Below are 17,312 nucleotides of genomic sequence, written 5' to 3' on the forward strand. Positions count from 1 at the left end.
AGCGGAAGTGGCTCAGCGGTAGAGCATCGCCTTGCCAAGGCGAGGGTCGCGGGTTCGATTCCCGTCTTCCGCTCCATATAATAAACACAAGATTACTTCAGATAGGAAGTAGTCTTTTTTTATATTTACACACAAAAACGCTGACACTCGGTCAGCGCTTAAAGACATTAATGAGTTTTATTTTTTCTTCGATAAAGAAAGTAAACGGCTATTATGCCGAGGATAAGGACAAGAGAGGCCATATAGCTTCCTTCTGCGCCAAACTCTCCGCCTGACAGCTGGATCGGGCCGTTGTCAGTTACTTGAAGAACGGCCGGTACCGGCTCCGTTCCGGATACTTGAAAGCCGTATACGTAGCCTTGGAAGAAGTTCCAGCTCATATGAAGCCCAATCGGCCACCACAAGCCTCCGGTTAATTCCCTTGCTATTGAGAAGAGGATGCCTGCCAGACAAATATTAATGAACGGAAACGGCGTCTCGTACATATTCGGATTCATGCTGTGCATAAGTGCAAAAATAATCGAGCTTACGATAATGGCAGCCGGTGTTCCATAATGATATTTGATAAGTCCCTGAATGTATCCACGTGTGAATAACTCTTCGGATAAGGCGACAACTATGTATAAAATAATACCCTCAAGCAAGGAAAGGATTAAGGTCTGATTCCATTTTGAGGCTTCCCAGCTTACACCGCCTGCCGCCCAAATCAGAATGGCAGAAAGGGTCATAAGGAGAATTCCTGCAAAAAAACCTTGAAGGCCGCGGTCTATTCCATGCTTTTGCTTTAGTCCCAGCGGCCACTTGCGCTTTCGTTCAAACCACGCGTACATCGCCAAGGCAGACCCGATAAAGAGCACCGTCTGCAGGTATTGCGTCCACCGCGCCTCTCCAACCTTAGTGATCTCATCCATATCGGCGCCTGTTGCGGCAGCGTAGATGGCGTAACCGATACCCACAATAATCATAATCCCAATAGGGATTAACCCGCTTAATACAATTTTGCCCGCCACGCTAAAAAACTTTTTAATCAGAATCACCATCCGTTTTCTAAATTTAAAATACCATATAAATCCAATAATGCTATAAAATTATAGCTTTTTGATTATTTTAATGTCAATTCTTTATGTGCGAAAAATTTACATTTCTTGACTAGGTCTATTGTGCTATGATGAGGGCAACTATGGATGGAAGCGTTTTAGTAGATTGTTTCATAGACAAAGGAGCCGACAAATGAGGAAACTCGTCATTGTCCTGTTATCTGCTATATGCCTGGTGCTGCTAGGGTTTACCCTCTCTTCCTTTATACATGTGTTCCATTATAATTTGTCAGCCCCTGCCGATGTGGGCAGCGCGAATAAATCCGGTTACCGCCTCATTCTTATTACCCAAGAAATGGATACGCCGTTTTGGGATAAAGTTGAGAACGGAGCATCCAAGGCCGCCTCCAAGTATGGAGCCGAGCTTGAAGTATGGGGCAGCTACGGAACCAATCAGGAGGATTTTCTGAAAAATATGGAGATCGCGATCGCCTCTAAAGTAGACGGCATTCTGGTACAGGGACTAAATACGGATGAGTTTAATCAATTGGCAACGGTTAAGGCTGCCGGAAACGGAATTCCGATCTTTACGATTGCTAACGACGTGCCAATTGAAGACAGCTTAAGACGGACTTACATCGGTTCGGACCATTATAAGGCTGGCCAAATGATAGGAACACAGCTTGCTGAAGATCTTGGGCATAAGGGCAAGGTTGTGCTTATGGTATCGGATCGTCAGGAGGACTTTCAGAGCAAGCGGCTTAACGGCATTCTTAACATCTTGAAGTTCTATCCGGACATAGAACCTATTACGGTAGTAGCAGGGGACACGAGGGAGAAGGTGGTTGCGGCTACCAACGAAATTATGAATAAAGAGCCGAATGTAGCTGCTTTCGTATCGGTCACGGCAAACAATGCAAGCGCGATGGTGCAGGAGATTGGCAAGCGCGCGCAGCTAAGCAAGTTCCATATCTACTCCTTTGACGACAGCCCGGAGATCAAGACCTTGCTGAAAGAAAAGAAGATGAGCGGCATTATCGAGCAATCCCCGGAAATGATGGGCGAGCTTGGCGTGCAGTTAATGGTGCAGTGGCTGAAGGGCGAGACCTTCCCCCTAAAGTATGATGGTTATTTTACGGATATTCGGCTCCTTAAGGCGGATGAACTCCAATGAATACAGTCCAGAAAAAGATATTGTCGCTGACCGCTATTGTCTTGTTTATCATGGTTGCGATCTGGTTTATCCTCACTTATTACAATCAGAAGATGCAGGATCAATATAACGATATTTTGCAGCGCTACCTGCAAATGAACGAGGTAAGCGCGTCCAGCCAGCAGCTGGTCACTTCGCTCAACAACTACATACAAACGCCAACCCCTTCGAAGCTTTCTAATGTCGAGGGCGATCGGAAGAGACTATTGGACGCGCAGCTGCATATTGCGGATCTGCGCAACAACAGCAATCATTTTACCTTAACCAATTATTTGAACCTCATCGACAGTCTGGTGGACTCCACGAATCGGTCAATCCGTCTTTTGAACGAGAAGAACAATGAAGAAGCGCTTAATGATTTTACGGAGGCGACAAGGCTATCGAAGTATATTTCGGAGATGACGCTAACGCTGCTTGGGACCGAGCTTCAGACGTACGACCAGTTCTACCGCGGCATGATTATGCAGTCCGTGGAGCTGAAGAAGCTTGGGGTGTGGATGCTGGCGTTGATCACCTTCCTCCTCCTGCTGTTTACTTATTGGTTCTCTCTCAGCATCACTCGTCCAATCCAGCGTCTTACCCAAGCGGCCCGCGAGCTGTCGCGGGGAAGATTCGATACCCATATCGAAATTTACGCCAATGACGAGATCTCTTTCCTCGCCAAGACCTTTGACCGGATGAGGATCAACATCAACAATCTGATCTCGGAAATTCAGACGAAAGCGCAGCTCGAGAGCGAGCTGCAGAAGAATAAACTGCTTCTGCAGGAGAGCCAGCTGAGAAGCCTGCAGAGTCAGATCAATCCGCATTTCTTGTTTAATACTTTGGATACGTTATCGAAAAAGGCTTATTTGGAAGGCTCGCTGGAAACAAGCGATCTTCTGACCAGCGTGGCAAGGCTGCTCCGCTATAACCTTAAGCGGTTAGACAGACCGGTTACGCTTTATGAGGAAGTCCGCGTATTGCGCGAATATATTTTTATCCAGAAAACAAGGTTTACGGAACGGCTGCGCTTTGTGGAAGAGGTGGATGAGGAGTGCTTGTACGTCCAGATTCCGGGGCTTACGATCCAGCCGATTATCGAGAATGCCGTTATACATGCGATAGAGCCGCTTGAGGATGGAGGCACGATTACGTTTCGCGTCCGGGACGAGGGCTCCGAGATCAGGATCGAGATTGAGGACGAAGGCAGCGGCATATCGGAGGAGAAAATATCGCACATCATGGAGGACCGGTTTGCCAGCCAGGAGGGAGACGGGCATTCGACGGGCATTGGCTTCGGCAATGTAATTAACCGGCTGCGTCTTTATTACGGTCGGGAGGATGTTATGGCCATTCAGAGTGAAGTGGGCAAAGGAACAAAAGTGATATTGAAGTTGCCGAAGGAAAGGGAGGCCGGTTAACGCATGTATAAGCTGTTGATTGTGGATGACGAGCAGATTGAGCGCGAAGGTTTAAAGGCCATCCTCCAGCATGGATTGCCGGACATTATTATTGAGCAAGCGAAGAACGGGAATATAGCGGTACAGCTGGCGGAGGAATTTCGTCCCGACTTGATCTTAATGGATGTGAAAATGCCTGGAATCAACGGACTTGAGGCGGTCGAGCTGATAAGCGCAAACCAGCCGTCGATCAAATTCATAATGGTAACGGCTTACGATACGTTTGACTACGCGCGCAAAGCGATCAAGCTTGGCGTCAAGGACTATCTCCTCAAGCCAAGCAAAGCCTCCGAGATCGTAACAACCGTTCAGCGCGTTCTTCATCTCATTGAGGAGGAGCGGAAGACGGTAGAGACAACCGAGCTTCAGCGAACGGCTCTGCAAAGAGTTATGCCGATTATCGAGACGGATATCGTTACGCAATTATTGTTCGATCATGTTCATGAGGTGCATTTGGATGAGCTGGTAGGGCTGCTTGGCGTGCATACGGCAAACGAGAAGTACGCGATGACCGTATTACTGCCTCCAGGCGCTGAAAGCTGTTATATCTCTATTAAAGAAAAGGTTCGAAAAATGGGAAGCGGATGGGTTGGCGCGATGTACGGACGTCAAATTCCGATCATCGTGTTTCCGGAGGCCGACAGGTCTTACCGTTCCCAGGCGGTGACAATGGCACGCGAATTGCTCGCCGTGGCGAAGGCGGACGGCAATGACGGCTGGTTTGTGGGGATCGGCGGCGTTTATGAGTCGCTCGATCAGATTCGGCAGTCGTATCAGGAGGCGTTAATGGCTTCTATTGATCCGTCGCTGCCGGTTAAATACCGGTTTTATGAGGATACCCCTGTTCTTGGCGTGACGCGCGACGGCTATCCGGTCAAGCAGCTCGAGCAGCAGCTGTTCGACCGGATCCGGCTTGGGCAATGGGAGCAGGTCCGCAACGATTTGACGGATTTCGTCCGCCGTTACGAGAATGAAGGGGCAAACCTCGTGCATGCGCAGCAGCGTGTACTCGAACTGCTCTGGATTGCCTCCCGCGTGCTGCTTGAGATGGGAGTCGAGATTGATACGCCGATGTTCTCCTACCAGGCGCAGGATTACAGGCAGCTTAGGACGGAGTCCGAGCTTCTGCTGGAGCGGATGAGACAGTCGTATACGGAGCATCATGAACGGATTGAGCCGGATGCGATACAACAAATCAAGCAGTATATTGCGGATCATTCGCATGAGGATATTTCGCTGGAAGCGATCGGGCGAATGGTTGGTTTGAGTCCTTTTTATATCAGCAAAATGTTTAAAGACCAGCTTGGCATTAACTATATCGATTTTCTGACCGAATGCCGCATTAAGAAAGCGATCAAGCTGATGGCCGATCCCGAGCGGAGTTTGAAGGAAATTACTTACATGGTTGGTTACCATGATCCAAATTACTTCAGCAAGGTATTCAAAAAGATGTGCGAGGTTTCCCCAACGGAATACCGCAAGACGCTCCTTGGCAAATCGGCTTCGAGCTAAAAATTTGGGATGAAGGAAGAGAAGCGAATGAAACTGGGCTTCGCGAGGAGAAGGTCTACTCTATTTATTGCCGTTCTAATCGTCTGTTTTCTTTTGTCGGCTTGCGACAGCAATAGCGGCGGTAGAGCGACAGCCGAGAACCTGAAAAATGAACCTAAGGCCACCATATCCCCTTCCGATCAGACGAATAAAAGGATTAAGATCGGCTTTTCGATGGATACGCTCCTCGAGGAACGCTGGCTGAAGGACCGGGATTTATTCCGCGAGGCATGCGAGGCGCTTGGCGCGGATGTGGAGATTATTGCGGCTAACGGGGATGACGCCAAGCAGATTTCCCAAGCGGAAGCGTTAATCAGCCAAGGGGTCGACATTCTCGTTGTTGTTCCCCATAACGCGGATGCAACGGCAGCCATCGTGAAGAAGGCGCATTCGGCCGGCATTAAAGTGCTTGCGTACGACCGTCTCATAAAGAACGCCGACGTGGACTTGTACGTATCGTTTGATAACGAGGCGGTAGGAGAGCTGCAGGCGGAGGCGATTACCAAGCTTGTGCCGAAGGGCAAGTTTGTTTATATCGGCGGCGCCGATACGGACAATAACGCGCATTTATTCAAGCAGGGCGTATTTAATGTTTTGCAGCCTTTTATCGACAGAGGGGAAATCACGGTTGTCTATGATCAATGGACGAAGGATTGGACCCCGGTGAATGCCTTGGCCAACATGAAGGATGCGCTTGAAGCGAATAACAATAAGATTGATGCGGTTATTGCGGCAAACGATGCTACGGCGGGTGGTGTCGTCCAGGCGTTAGCGGGGCAAGGGCTGGCGGGCAAGCTGCCGGTTGCCGGCCAGGATGCCGAGCTTGCCGCCGCGCAGCGGATTGTGGAAGGAACGCAGACGATGACCGTGTATAAGCCAATCAAGCTGCTGGCCGACAAAGCCGCCGAGCTTGCCGTCAAGCTGGCGAAAGGCGAGGATACCGGCGCGGACCGGACTGTCAATAACGGCAAGATCGAAGTGCCTTCCGTGCTGCTGTCCCCAATCGCCGTAGACAAATCCAACATTGACGAGACGATTATTGCCGACGGCTTCCATTCCCGCGAAGACGTCTATAAGAACGTCGTTAAAAAGTAAAAGCGAATAAGACTAACCCGTTTCAGACGGGCTAGTCTTATTTTTTTGCCGACGGCTCCCGCAGTTCAAAAAAGTCTAGGCGGTTATAAAAGAGTGCTATATAACAGCGCTTTCATTGGAAGTTCCCCGTGCTATAGTTGGTCGTGTAAGGAACAAAGACATTATTGGAGGGGTAACGAAGATGAAAAAAGGCTTCAAATCGTTTGCGCTTTTAATGGTTGTTCTGCTGCTCACGGCTTTGGTTGCGGCTTGCGGTAAAGGCGACAGCAAAGTCAGCGTTGGTATCGTTCTTCCGACGAAAGACGAACCAAGATGGGTTCAAGACGAACAGCGCTTCAAGGATGCGCTGAAAGGCTCCAAATACACGACGGAAATTCTGTTCAGCCAAGGCTCCTCCGCGAAAGAAAAAGAAAACGTAGAAACATTGATCAATAAAGGCATTAAGGTACTTATTATCTGTCCTCAAGACGGCGACGCAGCAGCAGCAGCGGTAGAAGCCGCGAAAAAAGAAGGCATCAAGGTTATCTCCTATGACCGTTTGATCACCAACACGGACGCGGTTGACTATTACGTAACCTTCGATTCCGTAGCGGTAGGCGCGGCACAAGCTCAATACCTGGTTGATAACGCTAAAGGCAACGGCCAGCCATTGTACTTGTACGCAGGCGCAGCTTCCGACAACAACGCTTTCCTGTTCTTCCAAGGCGCTTGGAACGTTCTGCAGCCCAAAATCGCTGACGGCACTTTCAAAATCGCGAACTCCAGCGAAGCTGAAGCTCTGAAAGCTACAAAAGATCTGTCACGCGATCAGCTCAGCAAAATCATCGGCCAAGTGACAACGAACTGGGATGCCAACGAAGCGAAAAACAAAGCTCAAACTCACTTGACCGCAGCAGCTGCCGATATGAAAGGCGATGTAGCCATCCTGGCTCCAAACGATGGCACGGCACGTTCCATTGCTGACGTATTCAAAGCGGACAGCGCTATTAAGAGCTATGTGGTAACCGGTCAGGATGCTGAGAAAGCTTCCATCCAATACATCATTGACGGCAAACAATCGATGACGGTATTCAAAGACGTTCGTACGCTTGTTAAAGACGCAATGGGTATGGCCGTAGACATTCTGGACGGCAAAGATCCTGCAACAACAGGCTCGTATGACAACGGCAAAGTAGAAGTGAAAGCAAAACAAACCAACGTTATCGTCGTGAACAAAGACAATGTGAGGGAAAAACTGATCGATTCCGCTTACTACGCGGCGAGCGATTTTACCGGCCTGTAATCGTAAACGAATAAAGGTTTAAGGGGGAGTAGTGATAGATTCGTCTATCACTATTCCTTACTTGCAGAGTTGTTTGCTTAAGGAAATCCTTACGATGTGAGAATTATCGCAAATTACGCGAAAATTCTTTTAGGAGTGCATAGTGATGAGCAACTACATTTTGGAGATGAACAATATCTCGAAGGAATTTACGGGAGTCAAAGCGCTCTCGGACGTAAACTTCAAGGTGGAGAAGGGCGAAATTCATTGTCTCATCGGCGAGAACGGTGCCGGCAAATCAACCTTGATGAAGGTTTTGAGCGGCGTTTATCCCTATGGCACCTACAAAGGCGATATCGTGTTCGAAGACGATATTCAGGCCTTCAATAAAATCAGCGACAGCGTTAAAGCGGGCATCGCTATTATCTATCAGGAGCTTGCCTTATTCCCGGACCTTACGGTTTACGAGAACATTTTTACGGGCAACGAGATAAAACGCGGGTCTGTGGTGGACTGGAACAAGACGATTGTCGAAGCACAGAAAATGCTTCAAAGGGTCGGACTGAACGTAAATCCAGAAGTATTGATTAAAGAACTCGGTGTCGGCAAGCAGCAGCTGGTCGAGATCGCCAAGGCATTAAGCAAAAACGTAAAGCTGCTTATTCTGGACGAACCAACGGCAGCTTTGAACGAGAATGACAGCGAGAACCTTCTCGAACTGCTCCGGGAGCTGAAGAAGCAGGGCATTACCTGCATTATGATCTCCCATAAGCTGAAAGAGGTCATCTCCATTGCGGATAAAGCGACGGTGCTTCGCGATGGACGTACCATTTGCACCCTGGACGGATCCAAAGGGGAAATCACGGAAAACAATATTATCCGGAACATGGTTGGCCGCGAAATTGAAGATATTTATCCGAAGAGAAATAGCAAATCGTTTGGCAGCACCATCCTTGAGGTGAAGAACTGGTCCGCTTACGATCCCGAGCTCGGAAGACATGTCGTCAAGAATGTGAACCTGCATGTTAAAAAAGGAGAAATCGTCGGAATAGCCGGCTTGATGGGCTCAGGACGCACGGAGCTTGCTCGCAGCATCTTCGGCAATCCAAAGTCTTATAGACTGCAAGGCGAGCTTTTGGTGAACGGGTCCGCCAAATCGCTCAAGCATCCTAAAGATGCAATCAAGGAAGGCATTGCTTATGTAACCGAGGACAGGAAAGGCGACGGGTTGTTCCTCATCCAGGATATTAAGAACAATATCTCTGCGGCTAACCTGAACGGAATATCCCGGAAAGGCGTCATCAACGACAATAAGGAAATCCGGATCGCCAGCGATTATAAAAGCTCGCTAAACGTTAAGGCTCCATCCATCGAACAGATCGTGGGCAATCTTAGCGGCGGCAATCAGCAGAAGGTATCGCTTGGCAAATGGCTGTTCGTAGGGCCGCAGCTGCTTATCCTCGATGAGCCGACACGCGGTATCGACGTAGGAGCGAAATTCGAGATTTATACCATTATGAATAAGCTGATTGCGGAGGGAATGAGCATTATCATGATCTCTTCCGAGCTTGGGGAAATTCTCGGCATGAGCGACCGCATTTATGTCATGGCCGAAGGCGCGATTAAAGGCGAGCTTCCGATCGAAGAAGCGAACCAAGAAAATATTATGCAATTCGCAACGCAATAGATAAATCGCTTACGAAGCATGAATCGCCGCGATCGGCTTATAACCGCCTTTTGCGCAGCCATTCATTTTAGGAGGATCACCCATGAACTTAGTCACTCAGGGCAAAAAGGAACAACAGACAAACATTCTTACGGAAGGTAAAACCTTGCTGAAAGTAAATATTCGCGAGTACGGCATGTATATTGCTTTGTTTGTGATCATGCTGACGTTCTCGATTCTTACCGACGGCTTGTTTATGTCTTCCCGTAACATTAGCAACCTTCTTGACGCGACCGGTTATATTGCGGTGCTCGCGGTAGGCATGACGCTTGTTATCGTCATCCGCCATATCGATTTGTCGGTTGGCTTTGCCGCAGGCTTCCTTGGAGCCATTGCCGCTATTTTGCTGTCGCAGGCGGGTGTCCCCGTATACCTTACGATTCCGATTATCCTGATTTTCGGTATTATTGTAGGTTTGTTTAACGGCGTGCTTGTTGCGTCGCTGGGTATTCCGTCCTTCGTAGCCTCTCTCGCCGGCATGCTGATCTTCCGCGGCGCCTTGCTTCGCGTAACCGAGAAGACCGGTACGATTATCGTTAAGGACGAGCATTTTAACGCGCTCGGTAATGGCTATATCCCGTCGTTGTTCAAGCTGGACGATCTGAATTTCCTGTCCCTCCTGCTTGGCGTGCTTGTTATTCTTCTCTTTATTTACTTTGAGGTCTCCAAACGCCGAAACAAGATTAAATACCAATTCGAAGTAATCTCCAAGGGCATGTTCACCGTTAAGCTGATCTTCGTATCCGCGATTATTGCTTACATTACTTATATTATCGCAGGTTATAACGGCTTCTCCTGGACGGTTATTATCATGCTGCTCGTTGTTGTGATTTATCACTTCCTGACCACAAGCACCGTGCTTGGCCGTCATATTTATGCGGTAGGCAGCAACCCGGAAGCGGCGCATTTGAGCGGGATCAACGTGAAAAAGATTACCTATATCGTATTTGGTTCGATGGGTCTTCTATCCGCCTTGTCCGGCATTCTCTTTACGGCGCGTCTGCAGTCGGCAACAACAACAGCCGGTACGCTGTTCGAGCTTGATGCGATTGCGGCAGCTTATGTAGGCGGGGTATCGGCAGCAGGCGGCGTGGGTAAAGTCACAGGTTCGATTATCGGTGCAATCGTTATGGCTTCCCTCTCAAGCGGTATGAACCTGATGGGGGTCGGTATCTCTTATCAATACATGATTCGCGGCGGCGTGCTTGCGATTGCGGTAATCTTCGACGTAATGACGCGGAGAAAAAGAAGCTAGTTCAAGTATAAAAAAAGCCCAGCGGCCAATTGGCCGCTGGGCTTTTGCGTTTTAATGACCGGAAGCTTCCGAATCATTGGACAAGCGAGTAATTTCGAAAATCTTGAAGAGCAGGCTCAGGATAATCGCTGTTACGGTTGCAAGCGCCATTCCCGAGAGGGAGAAGTCGCCGATTGTAATTTTCGCGCCGCTAAGGCCGGTTACGAGAACAACCGTTGTGAGATATAGGTTGGTTGGTTTGCTGTAATCGATTTTGGACTCGACAAGCATCCGGAGACCCGAAGCCGCGATAACGCCAAACAGCAGGAGCGATACGCCGCCCATAACCGGAGCGGGAATACCTGCGATCAGTGCCGAGAACTTGCCGAAGAACGACAGTACGATAGCGAATACGGCTGCTCCGCCGATAACAAACGTGGAATAGACGCGCGTAATGGCAAGAACGCCGATATTCTCCCCGTAAGTCGTATTAGGCGTAGATCCAAGGAAGCCGGACAGAAGCGTCGAGATGCCGTTGCCGAGCAGCGAACGGTGCAGGCCCGGATCTTTGGACAGATCTTTTTTGACAATGTTGCCGGTTACGATCAAATGGCCGATATGCTCGGCAAGAACGACCAGGGAAGCGGGAACGATCGTCAGAATAGCCGCCCATTCAAAGGTTGGCGTCGTAAACGTAGGGGCCGCAAGCCAGTTGCTCGCCGATACGTTATCGAAGTTTGTATAGCCCAGGAAGTAAGAAAGCAAGTAGCCGCACACGATACCGACCAGAATTGGAATGATGCGCATGAAGCCGCGGAATAGCACCGAACCAAGCACGGTAATCAGCAAGGTGACGATGGAGATCGTAATGGCCGTCCCGTCCGGTGTCCATACTTGGTCAGCCGGTGCGCTTGGCGCTTTGATCCATCCGGCCATGCCGGCTGCAACCGGAATAAGCTCAAGTCCGATAACCGCTACGATGGCACCCATCGCAGCAGGCGGGAAAATGACGTTAATCCAGCCGGTACCCGCGGCTTGGATAATAAGCGCAACAACGGTGAACACAACGCCCGCTGCAATAAATCCGCCAAGTGCTGCGGCATAGCCGTCAGAGTGAGAGGCATGGTTGCCGATAACCGCTCCGGCCGGTGCGATAAACGCAAAGCTGGAGCCGAGATACGCGGGAATTTTACCTTTTACGATAAATAGATAAAGCAGAGTGCCGATCCCGTTCATCAAAAGACAGATCGCCGGGTCTACGCCTAGCAGGTTCGGAACGAGTACGGTTGAACCAAACATCGCGAACAAATGCTGAATGCTCAGCATGAGGCTTTGGCCCATTGGCGGCCTTTCGTGGACGCCGATTTCTTGTGGTTTCATCTAGCTGTAACCCTCCATAACATAAAGTCAACTTTTGCGCAACTTGCTCGATTTTACATAAGTATAGTGTTGCTTGGCAAGACATTTCTTAATCCATGCGCAATTTGCAATTATTCAGGATGAGAAATAACAATGGTTTACAATATCTTAAACTGTCTATTAACCTTTAGAAAACATTCCCCCATTACAATTTTAGTAGAATCTATGAAATGGGAGTGAAACTAATAAATGATCAATAAAAGCAGACGCTTCTTGTCCATTTTCCTTGCTGCCGAAATCGCCGCTACAGCCTTACTAGGGACCGGTGTGGCAATGGCGGATGGCGGCGTAACTCCACTGACGGGAACTCCTTACAATACTTCTAATGAATACAGCGTCAGTGTTCCGCACGTAATTATCAATCAGGTATACGGTGGCGGAACAGCTGCTTCAACTGGGGTTTATTTCACTAACGGCTTTATTGAGCTTTACAATCAGACCGATAACGATATCAATCTCTCCGGATGGTCTTTGCAATATAACGATCGCGGTACCAGTGCGACAACAGGAGCAATTACATCAGACTGGAAGAAGCTTGATTTGACCGGCACGATAAAAGCACATTCCTCTTTCCTAATCACGGGGGCGGCAGCGAATGTGGCTGCAAACGCAGGTGATGCAAAAATCAGCCTTACTGGTAAGGCTGATCAGGCATGGGATACGCAATTTTTTAATAACAAAGGCATGAAAGTAGTCCTGATGAGCAATCAGACTCCACTTGCGGCTTCCGACTCCAATCCATTTAATACAAAGCCAGCCGGTTATGTAGATATGGTTGGTACAGGCAGTAATGATACTGGCAGTGACATCGACGGATACGAAGCAGCATACCCGACAGGTTCTACCGAAGGCACATCCAAGAAGAAAGCTATTCGCCGCAAGACAACTGTTGATATGGATAATAATAAATCGGATTTTCAACAAGTTGATTACGAGGCATTAAATGTAGCCGGAAAAGAAACGGAACTGGCGGCTACCCTTCCTCATAACGGCGCTTTTGGACCTTGGGGAGTAGCAACACCTGAACAGCCGGAAACACCTCAAGTTGATCCGGTCACTATTACAACAACCGCAATCGCAGGCGCTACAATCGGCACTGCTTATACGGCTACGGTTGCTGCAACCGGCGGTACGGCGCCTTTTACTTACAGCGCAACGAATCTGCCAGCTGGTCTTACTATTAACAGTACTACCGGTGAAATCACGGGTACACCTACAGCGACTGCCAAGTCTTCTCTTATTACCGTAACGGCAACGGACAGTGCAAATCCTGTTGCAAGGGGAACCAAATCGTTCTGGCTTACAATCGGCCAGCCGCTTCGCGAGATGAAGGATACGTTGTCGGTTGAGAAGATCGGAAGCTTCTCGCTTGGCGTCACGAATAAAGACGGCGGCGTTGCCGAGATCGTAAAATTCAACAAAGACAACAATAAGTTTTATTTGGTCAACGGCTCCGGGAATCCTCCAAGTCTCGAGATTGTAAGCCTGGGTCAAGCAACAGGCACGCTGGCGAAGGAGAAAACCGTTCTCGTGAAGGATCTGTCGGAGACAAACGGTTTCGTTTACGGTGACCTCACAAGCGTAGATATCAATACAACAACGAAGCGGGTTTCCGTTTCCGTACAAGAGAAGGATCCGCTTAAGCCCGGTAAAATCATTGTTCTCGATTATGACGGCAATTACGTAACCGAATACGGATCGGGCGTACAGCCGGATATGATCAAATCGACGGAGGATGGGCGTTATATTCTGACAGCGGATGAAGCGGAACCGCGCCTTGTTACGCAGGATGCCAAAGGCAGTATCACAATTGTAGATACTGTAACCGGTACATCTAAGCAAGCCTATTTCGATGACCCGTCTGTCATTGAAGATGGCGTGCATATCCGGGGCGAGCTGGATCCGGTAACGAATACGGTTAAGTCGAGCGGCTCGAAAGAAGATGCTCTCTACGATCTGGAACCGGAATACATTACGCTTTCCGCTGACGGCAAGACCGCTTATGTAACGCTTCAAGAGAACAACGCCGTAGCGGTTGTTGATATTGCTGCGCATAAGGTTACCGCGGTAAAAGCTCTTGGTCTCAAGGATTACAATGATCCGGCCAATGCCCTCGATGTTCAATCCAATGGTTCCATTCAATTGGAGACAGTGCCGTTTAACGGCATGTACATGCCAGATGGCGTTGCTTCTTATACAGTTAACGGCAAGACTTATCTGCTTACGGCAAACGAAGGCGACGCTTCGGAGTTCCGCGTGAACGCAAGCACGGTAGGTGCGCTTAAGGGCAGCCTGGATCCTGATTCGGAAGCCTATAAGTTCCTGAAAGACACGACAGCCTACGACGCGATTGAAGTAGCGGGCGATATGGGCAACGACGGTATTTACATGTACGGCGGCCGTTCTTTCTCGATCTGGAATGCGGATTCGATGGACCAGGTATACGACAGCGGCAATGATTTCGAGAATATTACGGCTCAGCGCGTTCCGGATTACTTCAACGTCAGCAACAGCAAAATTACGATGGATGACCGCAGCGTGAAGAAAGGTCCGGAGCCGGAAGACATTAAGGTTGGCAAAGTAGGCAATAGGCAGCTTGCCTTTATCGGTCTGGAGCGCGTAGGCGGCTTGATGACGTATGACGTGACGGATCCGGAGAATCCTCGGTTTGCGAACTATACGAATACCCGTGTATTTAAAGGCGCGGACAATAAAGTGAATCTGGATACGGATACCGGTCCGGAGGGTATCGAATTTATTCCTGCATCGGTCAGCCCGACCGGAAAGCCATTGGTGCTGGTTGCTTACGAAGTAGGCGGTAAAGTGGGCATTTACCAGCTTAACGTAACCCAAGTGTCTATTGCCCAGAAGTCCCTCTCTCTTACAGCGGGCGGAGCTGCCGGCCAATTGACGGCAACGGTTGTGCCTGCAAACGGTGCTTCGAGCAGCGTTACGTGGTCTTCCTCGGATTCCGGCATTGCGACGGTTGAACAGAATGGCAAGGTTACTCCTGTGAAAGCAGGTACGGCCGTCATAAAAGCAACAAGCGCGGACGGATACGCTATAGCGGAAAGCACCGTAACTGTAGCACCAGGCTCTATCGTAGTTACACCGCCGGATCAACCAGGCAGCGGCGGATCCAATGGCGGAGGTACAACTGTAATCGACAACGGTTCTAACGGCGCGAATGTAGTGACGAAGGTTGAAGCGACAACTAACGGTTCGGGTAAAGCAAGCGCAAATGTGACATCCAGCCAGTTTGCATCTGCTTTGAAAAAACTGCGTAACGAATTGTCAGCCGGCCAGACAGGCAGCTTGACGGTATCGGCTATTCCGGATAGCAAAGCGAAAGAAGCTGCAATTGTTTTTGAGAAAGGTATCTTCACCGATGCTAAAGATGCTGCTTTGACGGAGTTGAAGATCGAAGCGGGAGTAGGCACGGTATCCTTTGACGCAAAAGCTATCGCATCTATTGCAGCAGCTTCGAAAAACAATGACGTTACGATTACCGTTCGCCAGTCTGATGCGGCAACGGCCGGTGCAGGCTTAACGGGTGTTAAGCGTACCGAATTCCTGCAAGCTGTGGGCAGCCATCCGGTGTTTGATTTTGCGGTAAAAGCAAACGGCAGCGCAATTACTACCTTTGGCGGAGGCACTGTGCATGTTCAAGTACCGTATACGCCAGCGGCAAGCGAAGATCGCAATGCGATTATCATCTATTACGTCTCGGATAACGGCGAGCTTGTAACCGTACCGTCCGGTGTATATGACCCTGCTACGGGTACGGTTAGCTTTGATGTCACTCATTTCTCCCGTTATGCGGTAGCGTACAACAAGAAGTCCTTCAAGGACACAACATCCAGCTTCGCGAAAGACGCTATTACGTATCTTTCGGCACGCAGCATTATTTCCGGCACAAGCTCGAATCAATTCTCGCCAAAAGCGAAAATGACGAGAGCAGATTTTGCGGTCCTTCTGTCCCGCATCGCAGGTGCTCAATTAAGCAGCTACAAAGCAGGCAAGTTCTCGGACGTGCGTACGACCGATTATTATGCTGATGCCGTGCAATGGGCAGCAGATAAAGGTATTGCAAGCGGAGTAGGCGGCGGTAAGTTTAATCCGAAGGCCTCCATTACACGGGCGGAGATGGCTGCTATGCTGGTTCACTTTGCGGGCGTCATGAACGTCGAGCTTCCTGCCAGCCAGAAGGCGATTACCTTTGCAGACGGCAGTGCAATTCAGGCAAGCGTGAAGGAAGCGGTGAAGGCCGTTCAGCAGGCAGGCATTATCAACGGCAAAACGAAAGCCGGCCATTCCGGCGTTTACTTTGCTCCTCAAGATGTTGCGACACGCGAAGAGATAGCCAAAATGCTTGCCGTATTCATGCAGTTAATGAGCAAATAAGATATAACGAAGAAGAGCTGTCTCCATGGGAGGCAGCTCTTTCATTATCAGCATAGATGAAACAGAACGTACATTCTCTGACGCTCCGCCTCCGAATGCTGTTATATTGGATGGATGAAGAAATGAGGTGGACCTTTGAAGACGTTGTTTGCAACCGGGTATCGGGCACATGAGCTCCAAATCTTTAATCAAAAGCATAAACATATCCCCTATATAAAAAAAGCGATCGAAGCCAAGCTTATTCCTCTCATTGAAGAAGGGCTGGAATGGGTCATCACGCCGGGGCAATACGGTTTTGATCTTTGGGTGTGCGAAGTAGCCCTGGAGCTTCAATCGGTATACCCGCAGCTGAAGCTATCGATCATTACCGCTTTTATGAATCCCGAAGAGCAATGGAACGACGAGAAAAAAGAGTACTATCGGCAGATAATAACCAAAGTTGATTATTACGGGGCGGTAAGCCATCAGCCATATGCTGGCCCTTGGCAGTTCCAGGCGAGAGACGAGCTGTTGTTCCGCAAATCGGACGGGCTGCTTCTTTTCTACGACGAAGAGGCGGCGGAGGGAAGTCCAAAGTACGTAAAAGAGAAAGCGCTGAAGAAGCATCAAGAGGATGGGTACGAGCTGGTTCTTATTACGGCGGAGGATATCCAGAACGCGGCGGAAGAAGAGAGCTATGATACGTATGCGGACACGTATGAGAGCAATTATGAAGAACCTATAGAGTAGCTCATAGAACCGGTTTAAACTTTTTTGCAAAAAAGACTTGCAATGCTGTACGAGCCTATGGTATATTCTAATTCCGGCCGAGAGAGACACGCGGTTGGGGGCAAAAGCACAAAAGAATTGTTTTGATAGAATGAAAAACAATTCAAAAAAAAGTGCTTGACACCAAAAAGGACAACGTGATAAGATATGAAACGTTGTTGC

At 49.1% G+C, this 17,312-nt stretch carries 11 protein-coding genes and 1 tRNA gene; 10 read left to right on the plus strand and 2 right to left on the minus strand.

The features are described 5' to 3' along the window. Position 1: 1 nt before the first annotated feature. Positions 2-76, plus strand: a tRNA-Gly gene (locus tag PGL01S_RS29735). A 91-nt stretch (positions 77-167) separates the two neighbouring features. Here the strand turns inward: PGL01S_RS29735 and PGL01S_RS29740 are convergent. Continuing rightward, the gene (locus PGL01S_RS29740; protein WP_164775638.1) at positions 168-1,010 is read right to left on the minus strand and encodes a CPBP family intramembrane glutamic endopeptidase; all 843 of its coding nucleotides are present in this window, start codon (positions 1,008-1,010) and stop codon (positions 168-170) included. A gap of 220 nt (positions 1,011-1,230) precedes the next feature. Here PGL01S_RS29740 and PGL01S_RS29745 point away from each other — a divergent pair, with 220 nt between their 5' ends. From PGL01S_RS29745 to PGL01S_RS29775, 7 genes are all read left to right on the plus strand, one after another. Further along, positions 1,231-2,211, plus strand: a complete 981-nt coding sequence (locus tag PGL01S_RS29745) for a sugar ABC transporter substrate-binding protein (protein WP_127499220.1) — start codon at positions 1,231-1,233, stop codon at positions 2,209-2,211. Beyond that, on the plus strand, positions 2,208-3,653 hold the full coding sequence (locus PGL01S_RS29750) for a sensor histidine kinase (RefSeq protein ID WP_127499222.1): 1,446 nt from the start codon (positions 2,208-2,210) through the stop codon (positions 3,651-3,653). Before PGL01S_RS29745 ends, PGL01S_RS29750 begins: the two co-directional genes overlap by 4 nt. A 3-nt stretch (positions 3,654-3,656) precedes the next feature. Beyond that, positions 3,657-5,204, plus strand: a complete 1,548-nt coding sequence (locus PGL01S_RS29755; RefSeq protein WP_127499224.1) for a response regulator — start codon at positions 3,657-3,659, stop codon at positions 5,202-5,204. Between the two features lie 27 nt (positions 5,205-5,231). After that, on the plus strand, positions 5,232-6,338 hold the full coding sequence (xylF, locus tag PGL01S_RS29760; protein ID WP_127499226.1) for a D-xylose ABC transporter substrate-binding protein: 1,107 nt from the start codon (positions 5,232-5,234) through the stop codon (positions 6,336-6,338). A gap of 181 nt (positions 6,339-6,519) precedes the next feature. Continuing rightward, on the plus strand, positions 6,520-7,620 hold the full coding sequence (locus tag PGL01S_RS29765) for a sugar ABC transporter substrate-binding protein (RefSeq protein ID WP_127499228.1): 1,101 nt from the start codon (positions 6,520-6,522) through the stop codon (positions 7,618-7,620). 145 nt (positions 7,621-7,765) lie between these two features. Beyond that, positions 7,766-9,286: an ATP-binding cassette domain-containing protein gene (locus PGL01S_RS29770; RefSeq protein WP_127499230.1), complete on the plus strand. Its 1,521-nt coding sequence runs from the start codon at positions 7,766-7,768 to the stop codon at positions 9,284-9,286. Positions 9,287-9,368: 82 nt separating this feature from the next. After that, the gene (locus PGL01S_RS29775; protein WP_127499233.1) at positions 9,369-10,580 is read left to right on the plus strand and encodes a sugar ABC transporter permease; all 1,212 of its coding nucleotides are present in this window, start codon (positions 9,369-9,371) and stop codon (positions 10,578-10,580) included. 51 nt (positions 10,581-10,631) lie between these two features. On the opposite strand, the gene uraA is transcribed toward PGL01S_RS29775, so the two are convergent. Then, a complete protein-coding gene (gene uraA, locus PGL01S_RS29780; protein ID WP_127499235.1) occupies positions 10,632-11,939 on the minus strand; it encodes a uracil permease in 1,308 nt (435 codons plus the stop codon). 228 nt (positions 11,940-12,167) lie between these two features. On the opposite strand from uraA, the gene PGL01S_RS29785 reads away from it, so the two are divergent. After that, complete coding sequence (locus PGL01S_RS29785; RefSeq protein WP_127499237.1) at positions 12,168-16,382, plus strand: choice-of-anchor I family protein; 4,215 nt, start codon at positions 12,168-12,170, stop codon at positions 16,380-16,382. A 135-nt stretch (positions 16,383-16,517) separates the two neighbouring features. Further along, entirely contained in the window at positions 16,518-17,111 is a 594-nt protein-coding gene (locus PGL01S_RS29790; protein WP_127499239.1) for an SLOG family protein, read from the plus strand. The last annotated feature ends 201 nt before the right edge of the window (positions 17,112-17,312 follow it).

The organism is Paenibacillus glycanilyticus NBRC 16618 (assembly GCF_004000805.1).
GTDB classification, from domain to species: domain Bacteria; phylum Bacillota; class Bacilli; order Paenibacillales; family Paenibacillaceae; genus Pristimantibacillus; species Pristimantibacillus glycanilyticus.